The sequence below is a fragment of the Blautia massiliensis (ex Durand et al. 2017) genome (assembly GCF_001487165.1).
Taxonomy (GTDB): Bacteria; Bacillota; Clostridia; order Lachnospirales; family Lachnospiraceae; genus Blautia_A; species Blautia_A fusiformis.
Genome location: NZ_LN913006.1, coordinates 1,206,325 through 1,226,662 on the forward strand (window position 1 = coordinate 1,206,325; position 20,338 = coordinate 1,226,662).

Annotated in this window: 24 protein-coding genes and 1 pseudogene; all 25 read left to right on the forward strand. The window is 39.6% G+C overall.

All coding sequences use genetic code 11. The features are described from left to right. Window position 1 precedes the first annotated feature (1 nt). On the forward strand, window positions 2–511 hold the full coding sequence (locus BN3261_RS06535) for a VanZ family protein (RefSeq protein ID WP_059085786.1): 510 nt from the start codon (window positions 2–4) through the stop codon (window positions 509–511). A gap of 13 nt (window positions 512–524) precedes the next feature. Further along, window positions 525–1,589, forward strand: coding sequence for a sensor histidine kinase (locus BN3261_RS06540; protein WP_059085787.1), 1,065 nt, complete (start codon window positions 525–527; stop codon window positions 1,587–1,589). Between the two features lie 140 nt (window positions 1,590–1,729). Then, the gene (locus tag BN3261_RS06545) at window positions 1,730–2,617 is read left to right on the forward strand and encodes an ABC transporter ATP-binding protein (RefSeq protein WP_059085788.1); all 888 of its coding nucleotides are present in this window, start codon (window positions 1,730–1,732) and stop codon (window positions 2,615–2,617) included. A gap of 1 nt (window position 2,618) precedes the next feature. Beyond that, window positions 2,619–3,860, forward strand: a complete 1,242-nt coding sequence (locus BN3261_RS06550; protein ID WP_059085789.1) for an ABC transporter permease subunit — start codon at window positions 2,619–2,621, stop codon at window positions 3,858–3,860. A gap of 380 nt (window positions 3,861–4,240) precedes the next feature. After that, a complete protein-coding gene (locus BN3261_RS06555) occupies window positions 4,241–4,573 on the forward strand; it encodes a DUF3784 domain-containing protein (protein ID WP_059085790.1) in 333 nt (110 codons plus the stop codon). 100 nt (window positions 4,574–4,673) lie between these two features. After that, the gene (locus BN3261_RS18370; protein ID WP_015524992.1) at window positions 4,674–4,877 is read left to right on the forward strand and encodes a PF20097 family protein; all 204 of its coding nucleotides are present in this window, start codon (window positions 4,674–4,676) and stop codon (window positions 4,875–4,877) included. Between the two features lie 118 nt (window positions 4,878–4,995). Further along, window positions 4,996–5,157, forward strand: coding sequence for a hypothetical protein (locus tag BN3261_RS17665; RefSeq protein ID WP_173722117.1), 162 nt, complete (start codon window positions 4,996–4,998; stop codon window positions 5,155–5,157). Next, window positions 5,145–5,477 carry a DUF1648 domain-containing protein gene (locus tag BN3261_RS06565; RefSeq protein ID WP_055056115.1) on the forward strand — a complete coding sequence of 111 codons (333 nt, stop codon included), beginning with the start codon at window positions 5,145–5,147 and terminating at the stop codon, window positions 5,475–5,477. The genes BN3261_RS17665 and BN3261_RS06565 overlap by 13 nt, the downstream gene beginning before the upstream one ends. A gap of 92 nt (window positions 5,478–5,569) precedes the next feature. Further along, a complete protein-coding gene (locus BN3261_RS06570) occupies window positions 5,570–5,950 on the forward strand; it encodes a DUF4825 domain-containing protein (protein ID WP_055056114.1) in 381 nt (126 codons plus the stop codon). 80 nt (window positions 5,951–6,030) lie between these two features. Then, on the forward strand, window positions 6,031–6,225 hold the full coding sequence (locus BN3261_RS06575) for a zinc ribbon domain-containing protein (protein WP_055056113.1): 195 nt from the start codon (window positions 6,031–6,033) through the stop codon (window positions 6,223–6,225). Window positions 6,226–6,286: 61 nt separating this feature from the next. Beyond that, window positions 6,287–6,766 (forward strand): hypothetical protein, encoded by a 480-nt coding sequence (locus BN3261_RS06580; protein WP_059085791.1) that lies wholly within the window; start codon window positions 6,287–6,289, stop codon window positions 6,764–6,766. Window positions 6,767–6,794: 28 nt separating this feature from the next. Then, on the forward strand, window positions 6,795–6,890 hold the full coding sequence (locus tag BN3261_RS18375; protein WP_179963059.1) for a hypothetical protein: 96 nt from the start codon (window positions 6,795–6,797) through the stop codon (window positions 6,888–6,890). Window positions 6,891–7,317: 427 nt separating this feature from the next. Then, window positions 7,318–7,497: pseudogene (locus BN3261_RS18250) on the forward strand (AraC family transcriptional regulator); the annotation flags it as partial. 1 nt (window position 7,498) lies between these two features. Next, window positions 7,499–7,849 carry a DUF2500 domain-containing protein gene (locus BN3261_RS06585; RefSeq protein WP_059085792.1) on the forward strand — a complete coding sequence of 117 codons (351 nt, stop codon included), beginning with the start codon at window positions 7,499–7,501 and terminating at the stop codon, window positions 7,847–7,849. Next, the gene (gene galT, locus BN3261_RS06590) at window positions 7,843–9,333 is read left to right on the forward strand and encodes a UDP-glucose--hexose-1-phosphate uridylyltransferase (RefSeq protein ID WP_059085793.1); all 1,491 of its coding nucleotides are present in this window, start codon (window positions 7,843–7,845) and stop codon (window positions 9,331–9,333) included. The genes BN3261_RS06585 and galT overlap by 7 nt, the downstream gene beginning before the upstream one ends. Window positions 9,334–9,672: 339 nt before the next feature. Further along, window positions 9,673–10,251 carry an energy-coupling factor ABC transporter ATP-binding protein gene (locus BN3261_RS06600; RefSeq protein ID WP_235812414.1) on the forward strand — a complete coding sequence of 193 codons (579 nt, stop codon included), beginning with the start codon at window positions 9,673–9,675 and terminating at the stop codon, window positions 10,249–10,251. 60 nt (window positions 10,252–10,311) lie between these two features. Further along, entirely contained in the window at window positions 10,312–11,760 is a 1,449-nt protein-coding gene (locus BN3261_RS06605) for a L,D-transpeptidase family protein (protein ID WP_110925768.1), read from the forward strand. A 44-nt stretch (window positions 11,761–11,804) separates the two neighbouring features. Beyond that, the gene (locus BN3261_RS06610) at window positions 11,805–12,056 is read left to right on the forward strand and encodes a hypothetical protein (RefSeq protein WP_235812351.1); all 252 of its coding nucleotides are present in this window, start codon (window positions 11,805–11,807) and stop codon (window positions 12,054–12,056) included. A 59-nt stretch (window positions 12,057–12,115) separates the two neighbouring features. Beyond that, a complete protein-coding gene (locus BN3261_RS06615) occupies window positions 12,116–12,466 on the forward strand; it encodes a DUF2116 family Zn-ribbon domain-containing protein (RefSeq protein WP_059085795.1) in 351 nt (116 codons plus the stop codon). 63 nt (window positions 12,467–12,529) lie between these two features. After that, window positions 12,530–12,721: a DUF6019 family protein gene (locus BN3261_RS06620; protein ID WP_059085796.1), complete on the forward strand. Its 192-nt coding sequence runs from the start codon at window positions 12,530–12,532 to the stop codon at window positions 12,719–12,721. A 698-nt stretch (window positions 12,722–13,419) separates the two neighbouring features. After that, a complete protein-coding gene (locus BN3261_RS06630) occupies window positions 13,420–14,526 on the forward strand; it encodes an RNA-guided endonuclease TnpB family protein (RefSeq protein WP_059085798.1) in 1,107 nt (368 codons plus the stop codon). A gap of 359 nt (window positions 14,527–14,885) precedes the next feature. Further along, a complete protein-coding gene (locus BN3261_RS06635; RefSeq protein ID WP_015525013.1) occupies window positions 14,886–15,545 on the forward strand; it encodes a response regulator transcription factor in 660 nt (219 codons plus the stop codon). Between the two features lie 2 nt (window positions 15,546–15,547). Next, window positions 15,548–16,807, forward strand: coding sequence for a sensor histidine kinase (locus tag BN3261_RS06640; protein WP_059085799.1), 1,260 nt, complete (start codon window positions 15,548–15,550; stop codon window positions 16,805–16,807). Between the two features lie 110 nt (window positions 16,808–16,917). Beyond that, window positions 16,918–18,300, forward strand: coding sequence for a DUF6034 family protein (locus BN3261_RS06645; protein WP_059085800.1), 1,383 nt, complete (start codon window positions 16,918–16,920; stop codon window positions 18,298–18,300). Window positions 18,301–18,423: 123 nt separating this feature from the next. Beyond that, window positions 18,424–20,217, forward strand: a complete 1,794-nt coding sequence (locus BN3261_RS06650) for a DUF4209 domain-containing protein (RefSeq protein ID WP_059085801.1) — start codon at window positions 18,424–18,426, stop codon at window positions 20,215–20,217. The last annotated feature ends 121 nt before the right edge of the window (window positions 20,218–20,338 follow it).

Consider the following 20,338-nt stretch of genomic DNA (forward strand, 5'->3'; position numbering starts at 1 on the left):
TATGAAAAGAAAATCAAATTGCTTTGTAACCATTTTATTCTTAATTTATCTGGCACTTTTGGTTTGGATCATACTTTTTAAACTACAATTTTCAATCAGTGATCTGGATAAGATAAGAAGTATAAACTTTATTCCTTTTCACTATGACAAGGAAATCGGAGCAGCATTTCACTTAACAGAGGGGCTCGATAATTTCTTGATTTTTGTGCCTATGGGTATTTATCTTCAAATGCTTCTGCCAGGAACAAAATTATATGTGAAATTCATGCTGATTGCTGGAACAAGTTTTTTATTGGAAACTATGCAGTATATCTTAGCAGTCGGACGTTCTGATATTACTGATGTACTCACAAATACGGCAGGTGGTCTTTTGGGGCTTGCTGTATATTCGATGACGGCTCGGTTAATCGGAAATAGAATAAAAGCAAACAGACTGTTTTCCATTCTGGCAAGCATAGTAAGTGTTGTCGTGATTGGACTGCTTGGCTTAATTCTGTTTGCTAATCGGTAGGAGGTGTATTCTCATGTCGAAGAAAGAAATGACAACAGAAAAGCGCCTTAAAGTGCGCTTATATCTATCATTGCTGATTTATACCGTTGTTGGATATGGTTTGACCCTTCTCTTGGACTACATCTTTTCAAAATTTGACAACGATATTTTTGCATGGATCTACTGGAGGCTTGGTCCGCTGTTTATTCTGTATCTGGTGATAGGCTTTGTATGTATCTTCAATTACTATTGGAAAAAGCCGTGGGACTATCTGGATGAAGTAATTGACGCAACCCAAACGGTCTATGAGCAGAACAGTCATACAGTATCGTTGTCTGATCCTCTGAAAGAACTGGAGGAACAGCTCAATCAGATCAAAATGTCTGTTCTGTTAAGCAAGCAGGCTGCAAAGCAGGCTGAAGAAAAGAAAAATGAAATTGTCATGTATCTGGCACATGATATACGCACACCTTTAACAACAGTGATCGGTTATTTGAGCCTACTCCATGAAGCCTCTGATATGCCTGAGCAGCAAAAGGAAAAGTATGTCAAGATCGCGTTAGACAAAGCAGAGCGCCTTGAAAGACTTATCAATGAGCTTTTTGAAATTACCAAGTACAATGCACATACGGTCATTATCAAAAAAGAAAATGTAGATTTGCATTGTCTGATTGCGCAGGTAATAGATGAAATATACCCGACACTCTCTGCAAATGGCAACACGGCGGTATTTACTGCGGAGGACAACTTATCTGTGAACGCTGATCCCGAAAAGCTGGCGAGAGTTTTCAGTAACCTTTTACGAAATGCCGCGTCATATAGTTACCCGCAGACAGAAATCACTATATCCGCCAAACGGTTAGAGCATGATATTCAGATTACTTTTGAAAATCGTGGGGAAACAATCCCGGAGGAACAGCTTAACAGTATATTTGAGAAATTCAATCGCTTGGATGATGCCCGGCTTTCTAATACAGGTGGTGCGGGACTTGGTCTTTCTATTGCGGAAGAAATTATACATTTACATGGTGGAAAGATTACTGCATCCAGTCAAAACGAAACTATAGACTTTGTGATTACATTACCCCTTTCCGCTTAGGAAAATAAGACTGTGATCTTAGGAATTACTTAGGAATTTAAGCGTGTGATTTTTGAGATTGAAAAGCCTTTGTTCGGTACAATGATTATCGAACAAAGGCTTTTTATTGTTCAGCCGAAGCAAAAGAAAGGAGTGTAAGCATGGAACTGAAAATAGAGCATTTAAGCAAGCAGTTCAAAGACAAAACAGCAGTAAATGATGTCAATCTGACATTGACTCCCGGCGTTTGGGGACTTTTGGGGGCGAATGGTGCAGGGAAAACCACGCTCATGCGCATGATTGCTGATATTATGACACCAACCAGCGGAGCAGTTTACTATGACGGAAAAAACATTCGAGAGTTAGGTGAAGTCTACCGAAGCAAGTTTGGCTTTCTGCCGCAGGATTTTGGGTATCACCGGGATTTTACGGTCAAAGATTATTTGGAGTATATAGCTGCGCTGAAAGATATTCCCACAAGGGCAACTACCAAAAAGATCAATCATTTGTTGGACATTCTTTCGCTCTCCGATGTGAAAAAGAAAAAAATCTCCAATCTGTCAGGTGGCATGAAGCGTCGTGTTGGTATTGCGCAGGCTATGTTGAACGACCCGGAGATACTTGTCATGGACGAACCGACAGCAGGACTCGATCCCGGAGAGCGCGTGCGTCTGCGGAATTTCATTTCCGAGTTTTCGCATGATCGAATCGTGTTGATTTCCACCCATATCGTATCTGACATAGAATATATTTCTACGCGCAACGCAATTATGAAAGCCGGAGAAATTGTTGATGTCGGAACTACCGCAGAACTTGTCAAGCAGATTGAGGGCAAGGTTTGGAATTGCACAATTCCGGCCTCAAAGCTGCCGGAATGTGAAATGCGGCTGCACATTATCAATCAGCGAGGCGAAGATCACAATCAGGTTTCTATTCGTTATCTGTCCGAACACTCGGAAATTGATGGATCTGTTACAACGGAGCCACGATTGGAAGATCTGTATCTGTGGTTGTTTCCGCAGACAGACTTGGAAAAGGAGGAGAGATAATATGCGACTCTTTAGACTTGAAATAAAACGTATTTTGAAGTCACGGCGCACCCTGATTATACTTGCAATCGCACTTTTGCTTTCCGTAGCCATGGCATACCTGCCTATTTCATTTGAGGGTATTAACCGTCCAAACGAAGATGGCACGGTTACAGAATTAGACGGCTTGGCAGCGATCAAGTACAAACAAGATTTATATAAAACATCCGCTGGTGAAGTGACCCCGGATAGGATCAAATCGGCTTTGGAAACTTATCAAAGCTGCGTTCGAGAATATGGGCCAGTCGAGGAAGAGGGCTTTCCTCTGGCTGTATTTATTGAAAAAATCGTCCCGTTCCGTCACTTGCTGATGGGTCTGCCCGAAGCGTTTGCTGATCCATTAACAGGCATTGGTGCTGATTTAATGGATATTGACCCGAATGACATTGACGGAGCCTATTATGAAAAGTGCGCAGAACATTTACAGGATGTCATGCGGAATGAGCAAAGAGAAAACGAAACCGCACAACAGAAAGCTCTTGAAAAATATTCAGAACTTGATACGCCATTTTATCTTCATTCTGGAATTTCTAAAGATGCATTTGATTATATTGAGTTTTATATTTTGTTCCTTGCTATTTTGTGTGTGGCAATCGCAGCTCCTACTTTTGCCGGAGAATATCAAACGGGCGGTGACTGCATCCTGCGAACCACCAAATACGGGCGTAAACAATTAGCAATTACCAAAATTCTGGCAGCATTTACACTTTTCGTTGTTACTTTCCTTGTCGGGATCACGGTACACATTCTGATTTTAGATGCAGCGTTCGGGACGGATTGCTTAAAAACATCGTTTCAGATGCGATACTCTATCATTAACCTGCCAAACATCAATCTGGGGCAGTTGCAGATCATTCTCGCAGCAGCGGGCTTACTTTCTGTATTAGCAACGGTTAGCTGTACGTTGTTCCTGTCTGCAAAATGTAAAGACACATTGACAGTTTTGCTGATCTCTATTGTAGTTCTTCTCATGCCGTTTTTTGCTTATGTGGCGATGGGAGCAACATGGCTCTCTACCATACTTCCATCTGCCGGAATTGGTATGCAGAACAATTTCCTTTGTCAGCTTGCAAATTTCAATTATCTGAATATCGGTGGGATGAGTTTCTGGACACCGCATATTATTTTGCTTTCGGCAGGAATTGAATTATTTGTGTTTACATTCTTGGCGATTCATTCCTATTGCAGACATCAGGTAGCATAAAAGAAGTTCAAAATAGAACGAATTGATTATCTGCCGCACGACGGCAAAAGAAAAAGCAGACAATTTGGAACGACGGCTTTGATTTTCAGAGCCAGCGTTTCTTTGTGGCAACACAAACCTATGATGAATTTTCTGGAAATATTGTAGTTAATAGCATTGTTTATGCGTTGAAAATATCTGAAAAATTGATGATAGTAGAAATATAATATTAAAATAAAAAATAATATAAAAAATTGTTTTACTATAGAAAAATATATAGTATAATACAACCATAAGAAGTGATAAAAAATAACAAGTTGACCTAGCCAAACATAATAAGTTTTACTGTTGTGTTTGGCTTTTTTTATTTGATAGCCAGAGTGGGAAGTGAGGTGTCTACAATGATAATCTGTGTTATCTTTGATTTGGGAATGGCAGTGATTATGTTTTTATTTGGAATCAGTTTTGTAAAATCAAATGGAAAGGCCGCTGCATTTTTGTCTGGCTATAATATGAAATCTACGGAAGAACGAAAACAGTATGATGAAAAAGAAATGTGCAGAGTATATGGAAATCGGATGATGTGGATGGCACTGCCATTTGTAGCCGGTGCAGCCATAGATTTATTATACAGTGGAATCGGATGTTTTGCAGCGTGTGTAATATGGACCGTTCAATTTGTTTTATTGATGAAAGAACGTATGAAACGAGAAAAAATAGAAAAGAACATTTAGGCAAAAATTATATTCGAAAGAAGATATACAAGCTATCCAGGAACAGGATAATTCTCGGGAACAAGAGGAACTTTAATTACTTAAAGGAGATGACGTGAATATGAGATGTCCATATTGTGAAGGAAAAATGCGAAAGGGTCAGTTGCATGCGGTTGGCGCAGGGGCAGGACTGGAGTGGAAAGAAGGCTCTGAGAGTTTGCGGTTAAATACGGATCCAGAGTTGGCAGCAAGGATATCTGGAGACCGCATAGCTGCCTATAATTGTGATTTTTGCAGAAAGATTATTGTCTCTTACGAATATTGAGATTTTCAATTCTTTGAATTGTAATGACCGTAACGGGAAAGGATAAAAAGAGATAATAGAAAAATATCCAGAGGGCGAGGAAGGCCGGACATTTGGCTCTCTCGTATATGAGGAAGAAATGTATTCTATTGGAATTCCTACGGTTTTGTATAAGGAACTTCTGCTAATAGCAGAAGGTAAGGAAGAAAATTTACTGGAAAAACTTCTTGAAAAAATTTCTTCTAAGGAAACATATTTACTAGATATCGTTCCAGATGAGGCACTGTTATGGATGGTATAAGCAGCAGGAAATTAACATGGGGAATTTGCATCGTTGGAATTGCGATTGCGATAATAAGCTTCTTTTTCTTACCGGAGATTATTCCCGTTCACTTTGCTGGGAATGGAGTCGCAGATGACTTTGGCAATAAGATAGAAATTTTTTTAATGCCGATACTCCTTCTGGCTGTTACAATCTTGAGTGGTATAAAAAGTATAAAGTATGTTCTGATGCATTCGAAGACTTGGCTAACAGTTGGTCAATATAACCTGATGATTGATTGTGTTTTAGGAATTATATTGATCGCAGAAATTTTTATGATTTATGCTTCGTTTGTTTAAAGGCTGATCTATAAATAAAGAAGCAGATATATGGCAGTTTCTGGTTCATTGGGCAGGCTGTTTTATATCAAAGTGTGAAGAGGAGCTGGTTCATGATGAAAAAAGTAATTCCAATTATTTTATTTACGGTATCAGCAATATTGCTTTCTGCATGTGGCAGAAAAGAAGAACTGTACGAGATTCCTGACCTGTCACAGTACAAGACAGATTATGTAGGAGATTCTTCGAATGTTATAAATATTGTAAGTGGGCAAGAGTATCCGGAAGGATATTCTTATGATAGCATACAGATACAGTCTGAAACGAAGCCTTATGGATTAACAGTATTTCTAAAAGTTGAGCCGTCTGCAGTTAAGATTGAAGATGAATTGCAAGTTAATGCGGATATGACATTTGATTTGATTGGTAATTTGGAAACACTTGATTATAAAATAGCGGATAGCAAGGAAATCATTGCATCGTATGAACGGTAGATCATTCAGTGGTTAATATTTTGTCTGCTATTATGTAGTAAGAAAAATAGGAAAGCGAAATATATATTTGGAGGACAGCAATGAGAAAATGCGAAAAGTGTGGAACAGTCATGAGAGCGGATTTAAGACTTAAAGTTAATGGCGGTGGCTATGGGATCGTTGTAGATGTAGATGAAAAACAAAAAACGACAACTATAGATGATGTTAAAGTTGCAGTCTGTCCAGAGTGTGGACATACAGAAATGTATTTAGAGGATTTAACTAAATTGAAGTAAAATTAGATATGATTGAAACAGGATAAAAAATTTTGATGGAATGCTTGTGGAGAAAATAAATATGAAAAAACTTAATTATACAGAAGATTTATTGAGAGTTATCTTCTTTTGGATAGGAACATTCTTTCTTGTTTCCGGTATCTTAAGTTTTCTTGGGATATTAAAACCAGCAGTAAACTCAGGTATTCAGAATCCAGATATGTTGGGAACTGTGTTTTCTATAACGGGGGTGCTTTTGTGTATAATAAGTGCTGCTCTTGGAATTTATACTGCAAAGCTTGATAAATTACATTTACAATTAATCGAAAATGGTACAAAAGTGAAGGGCTTGGTAGAAAAAGTATATTTGCAAAAATACACAAGATATAGAAGACAGATTCCATACAGGATTCTATATAGTTTTACATATCATGATAAAGTGTATTATCATAAAAGCCGTTTGGTATGGGAAAAGCCGGATCTTAAGAAAGGCGACTTGATTACCGTATATGTAAATAATCTTGGTAAATCAACAGTTTATAATTGCAATGAAGCGGTCTGATATCTAGCCTCTATATTTCGGAAAAATACTGCACGATTTGTGGTTTACAGAAGAGCAGCTTCAAAGAATGCTGAGGATGAAAAATGCAAATCCATCAGATGTATGGAAATTCAGAGATTATTAATTGGACAAATTGAAAGCTGAAAGGAAAACTGCCTATCCGTTTTCAGCATTGGCGGATCCGTCTGCTAATAAGTGGTTTAAAAATCAAAAAACGTGGTAAGAGTATTTTCATAATTCTGTTCAATTTTGTCTATGTTTTCGAGAATCCTGTTCATGTACAAATGCAACTAAATTAGAGTATAATAAGGGAAACCATTGAAACTGGGTTTCCGTAAAGGACATTCCTGTGATGGCAGGAATGTCCTTTACATATAGCGGTAAATTCTGAAGTAGTTGGCATAGAAGTTCATGAGGTAGTTGACGTATGCTTTAAATCTTTTCATTTCGTTTTCCTCCTTTCTTTATCTTACAAGCACATTATAATATCAGAAGACGTCTATTACTTGCCAAATGGGAAGAAAAAGTAGACAAAACTTGCAGGAGATTAATTGGAATGTACTGGTAAGAGCATCACAGACATTTGCCTGGATGCAGGAGTTGAGAGCCAAAGGACATTTAACCGGGTATCTCGTGAAAGATATAAAGTAACGTCAAGGGAATACCGGAATTTTTATCGTGAACAACATATAAGTCAGACCCAGGATGAAATATCTGGAATGGAGAAATAGGATGGCATTTATAATCTGTGTAGCAGCACTCATAATCATGATGTTTGTATTTACCCAAATGTTGTTAAGTTTCAGCAATAATAGTAGTGCGGCAGTTGAATCTGTTGATGCGACTGTAGTTGAAAAGAAGCAAGGAATCTATACCCATATGCAGTCTGAAGCACATGTACCTTGGTTTCGCGTTGTATTTGAGATGACAGATGGAAGTTTGATGGAATTTCAAATGCAACAGGGAGATTTTCGTGAATTGGAAAAAGGCGATCGAGGTATGCTGACTTATCAGGGAAATCGGTATATATGTTACCAAAAATATAAATTTAAAAGTGAAGCACAGGAGGAAGAAAAATGTTAAGTGAAAGCATTGCAAAACTGGTACAGTATGGGATTACAACAGGTCTGACACCGGAATGTGAAAGAAACTACACAACAAATCTTCTGCTGGATGTTTTTCATGAAGATGATTATGAAAAACCGGACAACATTGAGGAACCTGTTAATCTTGAAGAAACATTGGACGAATTGCTGGATGAAGCCGTAAAAAGAGGTCTGATTGAGGACAGTATTGTATACCGGGATTTATTTGATACCAGATTGATGAACTGTCTGATGCCACGTCCGGGTCAGGTACAAAAAGAATTCTGGGACAAATATGCAGAAAGCCCGAAGAAAGCTACTGATTATTTTTATAAGCTGAGTCAGGACAGCAATTATATCCGCAGGTATCGTGTAGAGAAGGATCAAAAGTGGAAGGTAGACAGTCCATACGGTGAGATTGATATTACCATCAATTTGTCCAAACCGGAAAAAGATCCAAAAGCAATTGCCGCGGCAAGGAATGTAAAATCCGGAAGTTATCCGAAATGTCTTCTTTGCCCGGAAAATGAAGGATATGCGGGACGTGTTAATCATCCGGCAAGGCAGAACCACAGAATTATTCCGATCACAATCAATGATACTCCTTGGGGATTCCAGTATTCTCCGTATGTGTATTACAATGAGCATTGCATTGTGTTTAACTGCCAGCATACTCCAATGAAAATCGAGAGAAATGCATTCATTAAACTGTTTGATTTTGTAAAACTGTTTCCGCATTATTTCCTTGGATCTAATGCAGACCTGCCGATCGTAGGTGGTTCGATCCTAAGCCATGATCATTTCCAGGGTGGACATTATACATTTGCAATGGCAAAAGCACCAATTGAGCAGCACGTGGTACTTCCGGGATTTGAAGATGTAGAGGCTGGAATTGTAAAATGGCCATTATCTGTGCTTCGTATTCGACATAAAGATTTCAACCGTTTGGTAGATCTGGCAACACATGTGCTGGAAGTATGGAGAGGCTATACCGATGAAAAAGCATTTATTTATGCTGAGACCAATGGAGAACCACATAATACAATTACACCAATTGCACGTAAAGTAGGTGATACCTACGAACTGGATCTGACATTAAGGAACAACATCACAACAGAAGAACATCCGCTGGGAGTGTACCATCCGCATGCAGAATATCATCATATTAAGAAAGAAAATATCGGTCTGATCGAAGTTATGGGACTTGCAGTTCTTCCGGCCAGATTAAAAGGTGAGATGGAACTTTTGGAAGAGTATATTCTCGAAGGCAAAGATATTTCTTCAAATGAACAGATTGAGAAACATGCAGAGTGGGTTAAGAAGTTTCTTCCGAAATATCCGGAAATCACAAAAGAAAACATCCATGGCATTCTTCAGAAAGAGATTGGAATCGTATTTACCCATGTTCTGGAAGATGCAGGAGTATACAAATGTACGACCGAGGGAAGAGAAGCATTCATGCGTTTTCTTGAAACATTATAAAAACTGAAATAAAAGGATTCTTTGGGAAATGGGAGGTAAGTGAAACCTCCCATTTTTTTAGGGCAGCTACTCTTAAGAAGCATGGATCGGGCAGTTGCATTATACGAAAGTATGGAATTGCGGGGATTCCATGGGGAATTTTATTATGCAGAGAAAGCATATAACAAACTTGCATCCTGGGGATATGTGATTTTCTGGGTATCAGTATTTATTTTGATGAGAACATGCTCAGTCACAGTGCTGCTGGGAAGAATGTTTGTATAGAAAGTGTAGACGAAAATAATAAAATTTGAAAATGTAGTATTTGGATATGGAGAAGAGAAAAATGCCTTGAATTATGTGTCTTTCCATATCAGTAAAGGAGAACAGGTGGGGCTGATCGGAGCCAATGGTGCAGGGAAGTCTACGCTAATGAAGGCAATGCTGGGACTGATCCCTGCAAAGGGAAAGATCACTGTTGATGAAACAGAAGTAAATCAGGAAAATTCAAGTAGAATCCGGCAATGCCTGAGGTATGTGTTTCAGGATTCTGATAATCAGATGTTTATGCCGACGGTTTATGAAGATATGATATTTGGACCATTAAATTATGGTAAGAGCAGAAAAGAAGCAGATCAGCTTGCCAGGGAGGCCTTGGAAGAACTGGACCTTATACATTTGAAAGACCGCCAGAATTATAAGATGTCAGGTGGCGAAAAGAGAATAGCTGCCATAGCCACCATCCTTGCAATGAACCCAAAGGTAATGCTGATGGACGAACCATCAACAGCATTAGACCCAAAGAACCGGAGACGGCTGATACGGATCCTCGCAGAAAAGAGCAGCGTAAAATGTTTTGTAGAAATCAGCTTACTGTTTGTAAAAGAAAATGTTTTTTCCAGCAGCCCTGGTTATTTTTTATTAAATCGGAGATATTAAAATCAGACGATTTAAAAAATATGTCTGAATGCTGTTTATCGTTAAAAACAGGGGGCATGGATGGGAAAAAGAAAAGAGATAACCGGTAAGGATAATGGAAAGCAAAAAATGTGGACAATAATCACTGTCATCATAGTGTTCTTTGCTATGGCTGGCTATGCAGGAATGTCTTATTACTATTCAGACAGATTTTTTCGGGGAACAACGATCAATGGAATTAACTGTTCTGGAAAAACATCGGAAGAGGCAGAACAGGCGGTTGCTAAAAAAGCAGAGGATTATCTGCTGGAAGTAAAGGCAAGAAATCTGAAATCACAGAGTATCAATGGAAAATTGATCGGATATCGTTATGTTTCGGATGGCAGTATTTCCCAATATCTGGATGAACAAAAACTATATAAATGGGTTCGGGGATTTTGGAAAAAACAAAATTATACAGCCAAGGAAAACATGACCTATGATAAAGTGAAGTTAAAAGAACAGCTGGAAAAACTGGAATGTGTAAAAAAAGAGAATCAGACAGCACCAGAAGATGCATATGTAGCTTATAAAGATTCGAAGTTTGAAATCGTACCGGAAACAGAAGGGAATACCCTGGATTTCAATGGAGCTTATCAGGCACTGTCAGAAGCGGTTGCTAGCAAAAAAAGAACGATTGACCTGAATAGCTGTCCGGCTGTTTATGTAAAAGCGGCAGTACTGAAAGATGATCCAGATCTTAAAAATTCATTGGAAGAATGCCAAAATCTGATTCGGACCAAAATCGTATATATATTTGGAGAAGAAACGGTAACATTGGAGGGAGACGAGATCAGAAAATGGCTTATTTTTGATGAGAGAGGACGGCTGCAAAAAAATGAGGATGAACTGAGACAGTGTGTAGCAGAATATGTGGCACAGCTGGCTGCCACACATGATACCGTAAATACAGAGAGGGAATTTTGTACAACAAGCGGACGTACTGTTCAGATGTATAGTTCCGTTTATGGATGGAAGATCGATCAGGAAAAAGAAATAGAAACCATTATGCAGGAAATGATTGCAGGAGTACAGATAAGCCGGGAACCGGTATACGCTATGCGGGCAAATGCACGGGGAATGAATGATATAGGCAGCACGTATATTGAAGTGGACCTGTCTGCACAGCATTTATATTACTATCAGGATGGTTCTATCATTTTGGAATCGGATATTGTGTCAGGAGATATGCAGTATGCAAAACGGCAGACACCACCGGGAATTTTTCAACTGTATTACAAGAAAAGTCCATCTGTGCTGAAAGGAAAGATGCTGGAAAATGGGAAATATGAATATGAAAGACCAGTAACTTACTGGATGCCTTTTAATGGGGGGATTGGATTTCATGATGCTTCATGGCAGCCATACTTTGGAGGAAATCGTTTCCGAGAAGGTGGTGGATCCCATGGATGCATTAATCTTCCGGCGGACAAAGCGGCAGAACTTTATAATAGGATAGACGAAAGTGTGCCGATTGTCTGTTTTTATTAAAAATGGGCAGGATATATAGTTTTATATAGAGGTTTGTTTATAAAATGGAAGATCTTAAATGGTCTTCTGTTTTTTTTATAATTATCAGCAATAATTTCATGGAAGAAAAGTGTGTATGTTCCGTCCAGATATGGAAAGAAGTCTTTGACCATTTTGACCGGGAACCGAAAAAAATCGAGATAAATGAGATTTATTCGATTGATGAAGATGCAAAGGAAACCTTGCAGGAGAAGATCAAGAGGATGCTGGTTACAGAAGCAAAACGAATGGTAGTGTATAAAATTAGGTGGATGTAATTGAGAAAAAAATATGATATCATGTTAGTAACAAAACGGAAATTATGGAGGAATAGAGTGTGAAAAAATGCAAATATTGTGGCAAAAAACTCAATGATAATTTTGAATTTTGTAACAGTAAATGTGAAAATTATTATGAAAAGATGATGGATAAAGACAGCCATAAAATCAAGTATTTTACATTAGGCATTATTTTGGGATTCTTAGTTATGTTTTATGGCATTATTTCTAACAATAATGTCTTTATAATAGGAATTGGGATTGTAGTAATGGGTATAGATGTTGTTTTATTGCCATTTACAACTCCTGAAACAATTAATTTTCTAGGATATCAAAAGTCAAAATTCGCAGGAAGAATATCAGGCATATTGATTATAGCAGTTGGAGTATGGATGTGTTTTATTCAATGATAAATCCCAGCCTGCAAAATTGAAAATAAATTGAAAGTTACGAAATCGGAGGAGTTAATGATTATGTGGAATGAATTAGGTTTAAGCGGGGGAACCGCAATTATTATTTTGATTGCGCTGTATTTCGTCATCAAATGGGCAGTGAAAAATGGAATCAAAGAAGCCTACAGTGCCATTACTGGAAAGAAAACGGAAGAAGATGTCAGAAACGAAAAAGAATTGAAAGAACTCGGATTTGAGTTAGAAGATAAATAAAAGTTTATAGAGATGATGAAAGCATAATAGAATTAGCTGGCATGTGGGAGTGATCGAATGAGTTGGTTAAATATATAGTACGAAAGTAATTTGAGAAAAAATGATAAAAGGGATGGGATGAAAGCTCTTGCAGTTTACTGCTTAATCATGTGCAGTGCTTTCTGTCAGGGCTGGCTTTATACAACAAATATAAATGTTATTGTGCTGAATTTATCACAGATATGGATCCCTTTGATTTTGACTGCTGGCTTCTTTTTATTTTTTTACTGTAGCAAAGAGAACATTAGAAGTATTATTCAGAGGGTACATACAAACAAGATTATTTGGACTCATAAACAGTCAGTGGATAGTTGGAATAATCAATTCTGTTCTTTTTGCTTCTTGTCCAAAGAGAAAGAAAAGGTAGATTAGAAAGTGTTTTTTACAGGCAGGTGATTAGATGAATGATCAATTCTTACAAGGAGTATTATTCGATTGGAATAGAATTGATAACGATAGTTATTTAACAAAATATAACAAGAATTCTCCTTCCTCTATAGGTGGGAGATGAATTGTAGATCTGAGCATAAATGCTCAAAAGAATTTTATAAACAAAAAAAGAAAACACTTGTTCGCGTGTTGGAATTGTATTATAATAATAAAAAGAGAACATATTGTTCAAAAAACGATGATTGAAATCATTCATATGCAGGAATAAGGTGAGAAAAATAAATCGGGCAGTAAAAATAAGAATCTATCCAAATGCAGAACAACGTGTGCAAATAGATAAAACAATCGGTTGCAGTCGCTTCATCTATAATTGTATGCTTGCTGACAAAATGGAACATTATAAAAAAGAAAAAAAGATGTTAAGGAACACACCAGCCAGTTACAAGAAAGAATATCCCTGGCTGAAAGAGGTGGATTCATTGGCGTTAGCAAATGTACAGATGCATCTGGAAAGTGCATTCCATAAGTTTTTTCGTGAACCATCTGCAGGATTTCCGCGTTTCAAATCAAAGAAGTCATCAAGGAAATCCTATACAACAAACGTGGTGAATGGAAATATCTTTCTGGAAGGGAAATATCTGAAACTGCCTAAGATGACGGCTGTCAGAATAAAGCTTCACCGTCCGGTATCAGAAAAATGGAAACTGAAATCTGTGACAGTCAGCAGGGAGCCATCCGGAAAATATTTTGCCAGTCTTTTGTTTTGCTGTGAAAACCAAACAGCAGAAAAAAGACCGGCAGAAAAATTTATTGGGATCGATTTTGCGATGCAGGGAATGTGTGTGTTTTCTACCGGTAAAAGAGCTGAATATCCGATGTTCTATCGAAATACAGAGAAAAAGCTTGCGCGGGAACAGAGAAAGCTGTCCAGATGTCAGAAAGGCAGTCAGAATTATAAGAAACAGAAGAAAAGAGTTGCACTGTGCCATGAAAAGATCCGAAATCAGAGAAAAGACTTTCAACATAAACTCAGTGCCAGTCTTGCCGAGAGCTACGATGCAGTATGCGTGGAAGATCTGAATCTGAAAGGGATGGCAGGAGGACTTCATCTTGGAAAAGGCGTACATGATAATGGATATGGCCTGTTTCTGTCTATGCTGGAATATAAACTGGAGGAACGCGGGAAGTATCTGATAAAAGTAGATCGTTATTTTGCATCAAGTAGGATTTGCAGTGCATGTGGAAAGAAAAAAGAAAAATTGTCTTTATCTGAAAGGATCTATTACTGTGAATGCGGACACAGAATGGACCGTGATGTAAATGCAGCAGTTAACATCATGAATGAGGGAAAAAGAATCTTTGCAGAATGTGCATGACAGCACAATAAAAAGTCCGTAACCGGACTAATAAAAATCGCGGGGCACGCGAGGATAGCTTGTAGATACTTGGCTCAGTAGAGCCATTGAGCAAGAAGCCCCCACTTCAAAATCAGAGATTTAAGTGGTGGGAGCATGTCACTGTTTGGATTCGTAATGGCAAAAAAGATAAGAGACAAAAATCTATAATTTCAGTTTTATTGTACTTTTCTAATTCGAGACACACTGTGCCCTGAATTGAGCTGGTCACATTATCGTGCCCTGATGCGTATAAATGATGAGAAAGCAAGATCAAATGCAATGTAGACTTGGGATATAAAAAACTATACTATAGAAAAACGTTAGAGGTGGCAGCGGGAATGAAAAATAAAATTTTGGTGATAGAAGATGACCGTGCAATTTCAGAATTGCTGTGCATGAACCTGGAGGCAGCAGGGTATGAGACTGTGGCAGCGTATGATGGGGAAGAAGCCCAGAGGCTGCTCTTATGGCAGGAGGACGCGGACCTGGCAGTGGTGGATATCATGCTGCCGGGAAAAGACGGATTTGCACTGATGGAGGATTTCAAAAAGAAGGAGCTTCCGGTGCTCTACCTGACTGCAAAGGATGATGTGGCTTCCAAGGTAAAGGGGCTGAAACTGGGTGCAGAAGATTATATGGTAAAACCTTTTGAGATGCTGGAACTTCTGGTACGCATTGAGAAGGTGCTGGAGAGGACGGGACGGGCCAAGAAAGTCTTAACGGTCCGGAACATCCTGGTGGACATGCAAAGCCATCAGGTCTACAAAGACGGGCTTCCGGTAAGCCTAAAGCCAATGGAATATGACCTCTTTGTGCTGCTCCTGCAAAATAAGAACATTGCGCTTGGAAGGGAAGAACTGTTAAAACGGGTCTGGGGAGAAAACTACCTGGGAGAAAGCAGGACGGTGGATGTCCATATCGGACAGCTCAGAAAAAAGCTGGAACTTTATGATGAGATCAGGACGATCCCGAAACTTGGATACCGTCTGGAGGAATAAGGATGAAGCTGTGGAAACGAACGGTACTTCTTATGCTGGTAACGCTATTATGTGCCCTGATTCCAGTGGGAACGCTAAGTCTTTATATCACAGGAAAACGAAGCCTCAATAATGCTGCAGAGACCTACGGAAGACAGCTGGAAAATGGTAAGATACTCCTGGAACAATTTTGGGATAACAGCAAATATGAGCAGATGTCCGAGACTGGAAAGCAGGCTTATATGGGCTTTCAGTTCCAGCGATGCTGTGGGGAAGGCATGGCCCTGATCGACCGAAAAAGCAATGCCGTCATTGAAAACCTGACAGATTATAAAGTGGTGGGGCTCGAAAACTTAGGCTTAAAGGATGAAGGAGATCCGTATGCCTACAAGATACAGAAACTGGGACAGAAATACCTCCTTCTCCAGCTGGAACCATTATCCAGACCGGAAGGATACGAAGTCCTCTCTGTCCGGGAAGTCACAGGGCTTTTTGCAGAGCTGAGACAGACCGCTGTCTGGTTTTTTGGAATTTATCTGGCTGTGTTCCTGATCGCCGGCCTTTTTATTTATATGATGATGCGAAGAACTGTGGAACAGATGGAGAAGCTACAGGAAGTGGCAGAGAAACAGGAGCTGCTCATGGGGGCACTTTCCCATGAAATGCGTACCCCGTTAACGTCCATTATCGGGTATTCGGATACCCTGCGCCATGTAAAGCTGAAAGACGAACAGAAAGACCGGGCACTGGAACATATCAACCGGGAGGGAAAACGCCTGGAGGCTCTTTCTGGGAAGATGCTGCAGATGCTGGGGCTTTATCAGAACCATGCCATACAGATGGAAATGACCATGGCAGGTGACCTTTTAAACCATGTCATAGACATGGAAAAAGAACAGGCAGAAAAGAAAGCGGTACACCTCAAGATGGAATGTGAAGCCTTTTCCATGAAAATGGATCCGGCCTTGATGGAAAGCCTTCTGATAAACCTGATCGACAATGCCCTAAAGGCTACGGATGCCGGTGGAAGCATTTGGGTAAAGGCTTATGAGAAAGCTGGAAAAAAGATCTTTGAGGTGTCGGATACCGGAATGGGGATCCCGGAGGAAGAACTGGGAAAGATCACAGATGCATTCTATATGGTGGACAAATCACGAAGTCGAAAAGAAGGCGGATCCGGACTTGGGCTGGCACTCTGTGTGAAGGTGGCTGAAATCCATGGCGGATGCTTGAAAATCGAAAGCAGACAGAGAGAGGGGACCACGGTAAGAGCCATCTTCTGATTTACAATTTGTTTACATCTTAATGAATACATCGGCAAAGCAATATGGTACTCTTTTCTCATAAGAAAAGGGTACCTTTTTTAATACCGAAAGGAAAGGATGGAAAAAGGATGAAGAAAATAAAAATGTTTATGGGAGCCGTTCTGTGTATGAATCTTTTGACATTATCCGGATGTGACCGTATTGTCCAGTCTGCTGTTGTGGAAGAAAAGGATCAGACAGAACAGAAAAAAGAAGAGAAAAAGGAGACAGTTCAGAAAACCGTTGCCGAACAGGTACAGGCACCGGAAATATACCAGACAACGATCCAGGCAGATCTAAGATCAGCGGACCGGGAGGATAAAGAAACCCCAATGAATTTTACCCTGACAGCGGATGCACCGGTAAAAGTGCCGGATGTAGATGCAATCTGTTTAAAAAAAGTAAAAAGATTGGCGATTCCTGAAGAAGAACAGAATAAAATAAAAGACACATTCGGAAAAGGACAGCCCATGCAGGAAGAGAAGAATGAGAACGAACAGGCGGGGACATATACAGTAGATGGACTGACCTATCGGTATTCTTATACACAGAGTGAACAGGTATCGGATGTGGAGGAACTCGGATGTGGGATAGCGAAGTTTATCTTTGACGATTGTGTAGACATGACCCTGGAATCGAGCGAGAAAAAAGAAAGGGAAGAACGCTTTCAAAATTATATAAAGGCAGGAAGCGGGAAAGTGTCTGAAAAGGAAGCAAAGGAGAAGGTTTCAGGTCTTGTGTCCGGAGACTGGGAGATATTTGAAAGTTCCTCAAAAGCACTTACTGAAGGAAGCACTACCCTGGAAAAAGATGATTTCATTTTTGAACGGATGATAGACGGGGTTCCGGTTAATTATGTGAGGGAAACCTCTCTGCCTGTTAATGAACAGGCTCTTGAATGGGAAAACGAAGATGGAACCCTTCATGAAGGACAGTCTGAAGGATGGGAAAATGAAGTACTGACGATGGACTTTTGCAGTGGGACACTTCAGAGTTTTCTGCACCGAAATCCCATAGAAGCATCGAATGCTTCCGATGAGAGGCTGTTCTTACTTCCTTTTGATGAGGTCAAGGATATCTTTGAAAAAACGATCACTTTGCAGGTCATGACAGAAGACAAGAATCGGCTGATCTCTGTCGATGGAGGAAGCCACTACCGTTATCCGTCCATTGATGCACAGAGTGCGGAGATAGCCATAACAAAGGTACAGCTGGGTTATATGTGCATGCCAGACAGTGAAGGCAGCGATACCGAAGCAGTCCTGATCCCGGTGTGGGATTTTTATGGAACCTGGACATCCAAAGAGCCAGAGTATGAGTACGGAAATGGGGAGGATGGACCGGTCATGGGAGACGTGACGATGGATGATGCAGGTGTTCCACTCCTTACGATTGATGCACGGGATGGAAGCGTAATACAAAGGATTCAGGCTGGATGGGCGGCTTCTATGGGTTCCAAGGATATAAAATAGAGTGTCAATTTCAATTTCTAATCAATGATGACAGAAAGACCTGGAATTTCAGGTCTTTCTGCTTTACAGGAAAAAGAAAAATACGTTATACTTTTCCTATAGAAAAAGGTTGGAGGAATATGTATGGCAGAAAAAATGGCAGAGCGGATCGCAGAGATTTTAAAAGGACCTAATTTTCAAACGGCAGAGAAAGCACTGACAGATTTCTGCGGAACGATGGATGGGGAATTCAGGAATCTTCTGGTGGATATTATTGTGGAACGATGGATTGATACGCCTAAAGACGTACCGTTTTCCTATGCCCGCAGCATTTGGAATCGGAAAGATATAAATAGAGAAGAGTATCAGGCATTGCTGGAGGAAATCCGAAGCTATCCCATCGCACCGATCAACAAGGCAAAGATATCGGATTTTTTATGGGTTGTGGAAAATGATTTTTCAAATGCTAAAATAGCAGAAACGGCTTATTGCGAACACTTGAAGAACACCGGTGCATTTGCAGATCATATCATGGCTATAAACCGGATCTTGTTTATCTCTAAAAAAATCCGAAGCAAGGAAATCAATGAAGAGGTGCGAAAGAATCTGCTGATAAAAGTATTAGAAGAGTATGATAACAGCAGCCACGCAAAAATTGGATATTTGATAAAAACTGCCATGGAGGAAAAAGTGGATACAGGATATCTGATCCCTTATGTGGAAAATATCTTGAAAACTTACGATGATAATAGCTGCGATGCACTGCTCATTGGTAAGTTTTGTGATCTGTTGGAAGAACTCTATTGCAGAAAAAATAACTGGCTGAAGAAAAAGTGTATTACTGAACCTAAACTGATTGCGATACGAAGACGTAAGATTCAGGCTGTCCGGATGGAGGCTGAATATGCCGGGGCCTCTTCCAAAGGAAATTTAATGAGAAAGATTCACAATTTGAAAGAGGTTATTCAGTTGTTAAAGACCATACAAGGTACGGAAGAAGAAAGAAAGGCACTGTTGCAGGAAATAGCACAGATAGAAGAAGCTTCCCTTTCGGAGATGATGGTATGGAGTGATAAACAGGATGCCAGCGGCATTGTAAAAGAACTGTTCCGCCAACTGGAAGATCTTGATAAAGAAGAGGCATTATGTTATTTTGCTTCATTTATTCCGATTCCGGAAAGAGAAAGGGTAAAGAATCAGGTATTAAATAGGACTGGGATCCTGCACACGATATTTCCAGCGGCAATCCTTGGAAAAGGAGGAAAATTAATTGCTAAAAGCGGGCCTGTGAAAAAGCCCGATGGAACAATCGATGAAGGTGCGCTTAAGGATAATATGGAGCGGACAGCAACCATGGAGATGGATTATTTTGCACAGATCCTGGTGAGCAATACGTTTGAATATATTCGTTCCAAATTTTTGATCGAAGAGAGTGATATAAAAAAGATTGTAGATGTAAGTTGTGCGATTCCGGAGGGGAGAAAAGAATCGTATACCAAGGGTCTCATGTTTGGCTTTTCTGGAGATTTCTTGACGGCGCTCAGTATCCTGATTCCACAGATAGAAAATGCAGTAAGATATCTGGCAGTGGAATGTGGAGAACCTGTTTATAACATGAATGAAGAAGGGATTGAAGAAATAAAATCAATGCACGCTGTCTTAGAATTGGAAGGAGTAAAAGAAAGTCTGGATGAAGACCTTATATTTGCTTTAAATACGATTTTTTGTTCAAAATTTGGATTTAACATGCGCAACAATGTGGCACATGGAATGCTGGATGATCAGGCATTCCAGAGCTTTAAGGCTTTGTATATCTGGTGGTTTGCACTGAAATTTTGCTATCTATTCTGCGGAAAATTACAGGAAGAGAATAGAAGTAAAATAAATAAAAAGCTGAAACAGCTGATGGAGAAGAAAGATAATATGGATGAGAATTAATATAAAATGGTTGGACGGATGGTATGGTTTCCTTAAAAAGTGTTCGGAAGTACCTGGCAAACATAGCGTTTGGATATCAAAACGCACTTTGGGGACGGCCTCAACCCCCGGAATGTGTAGC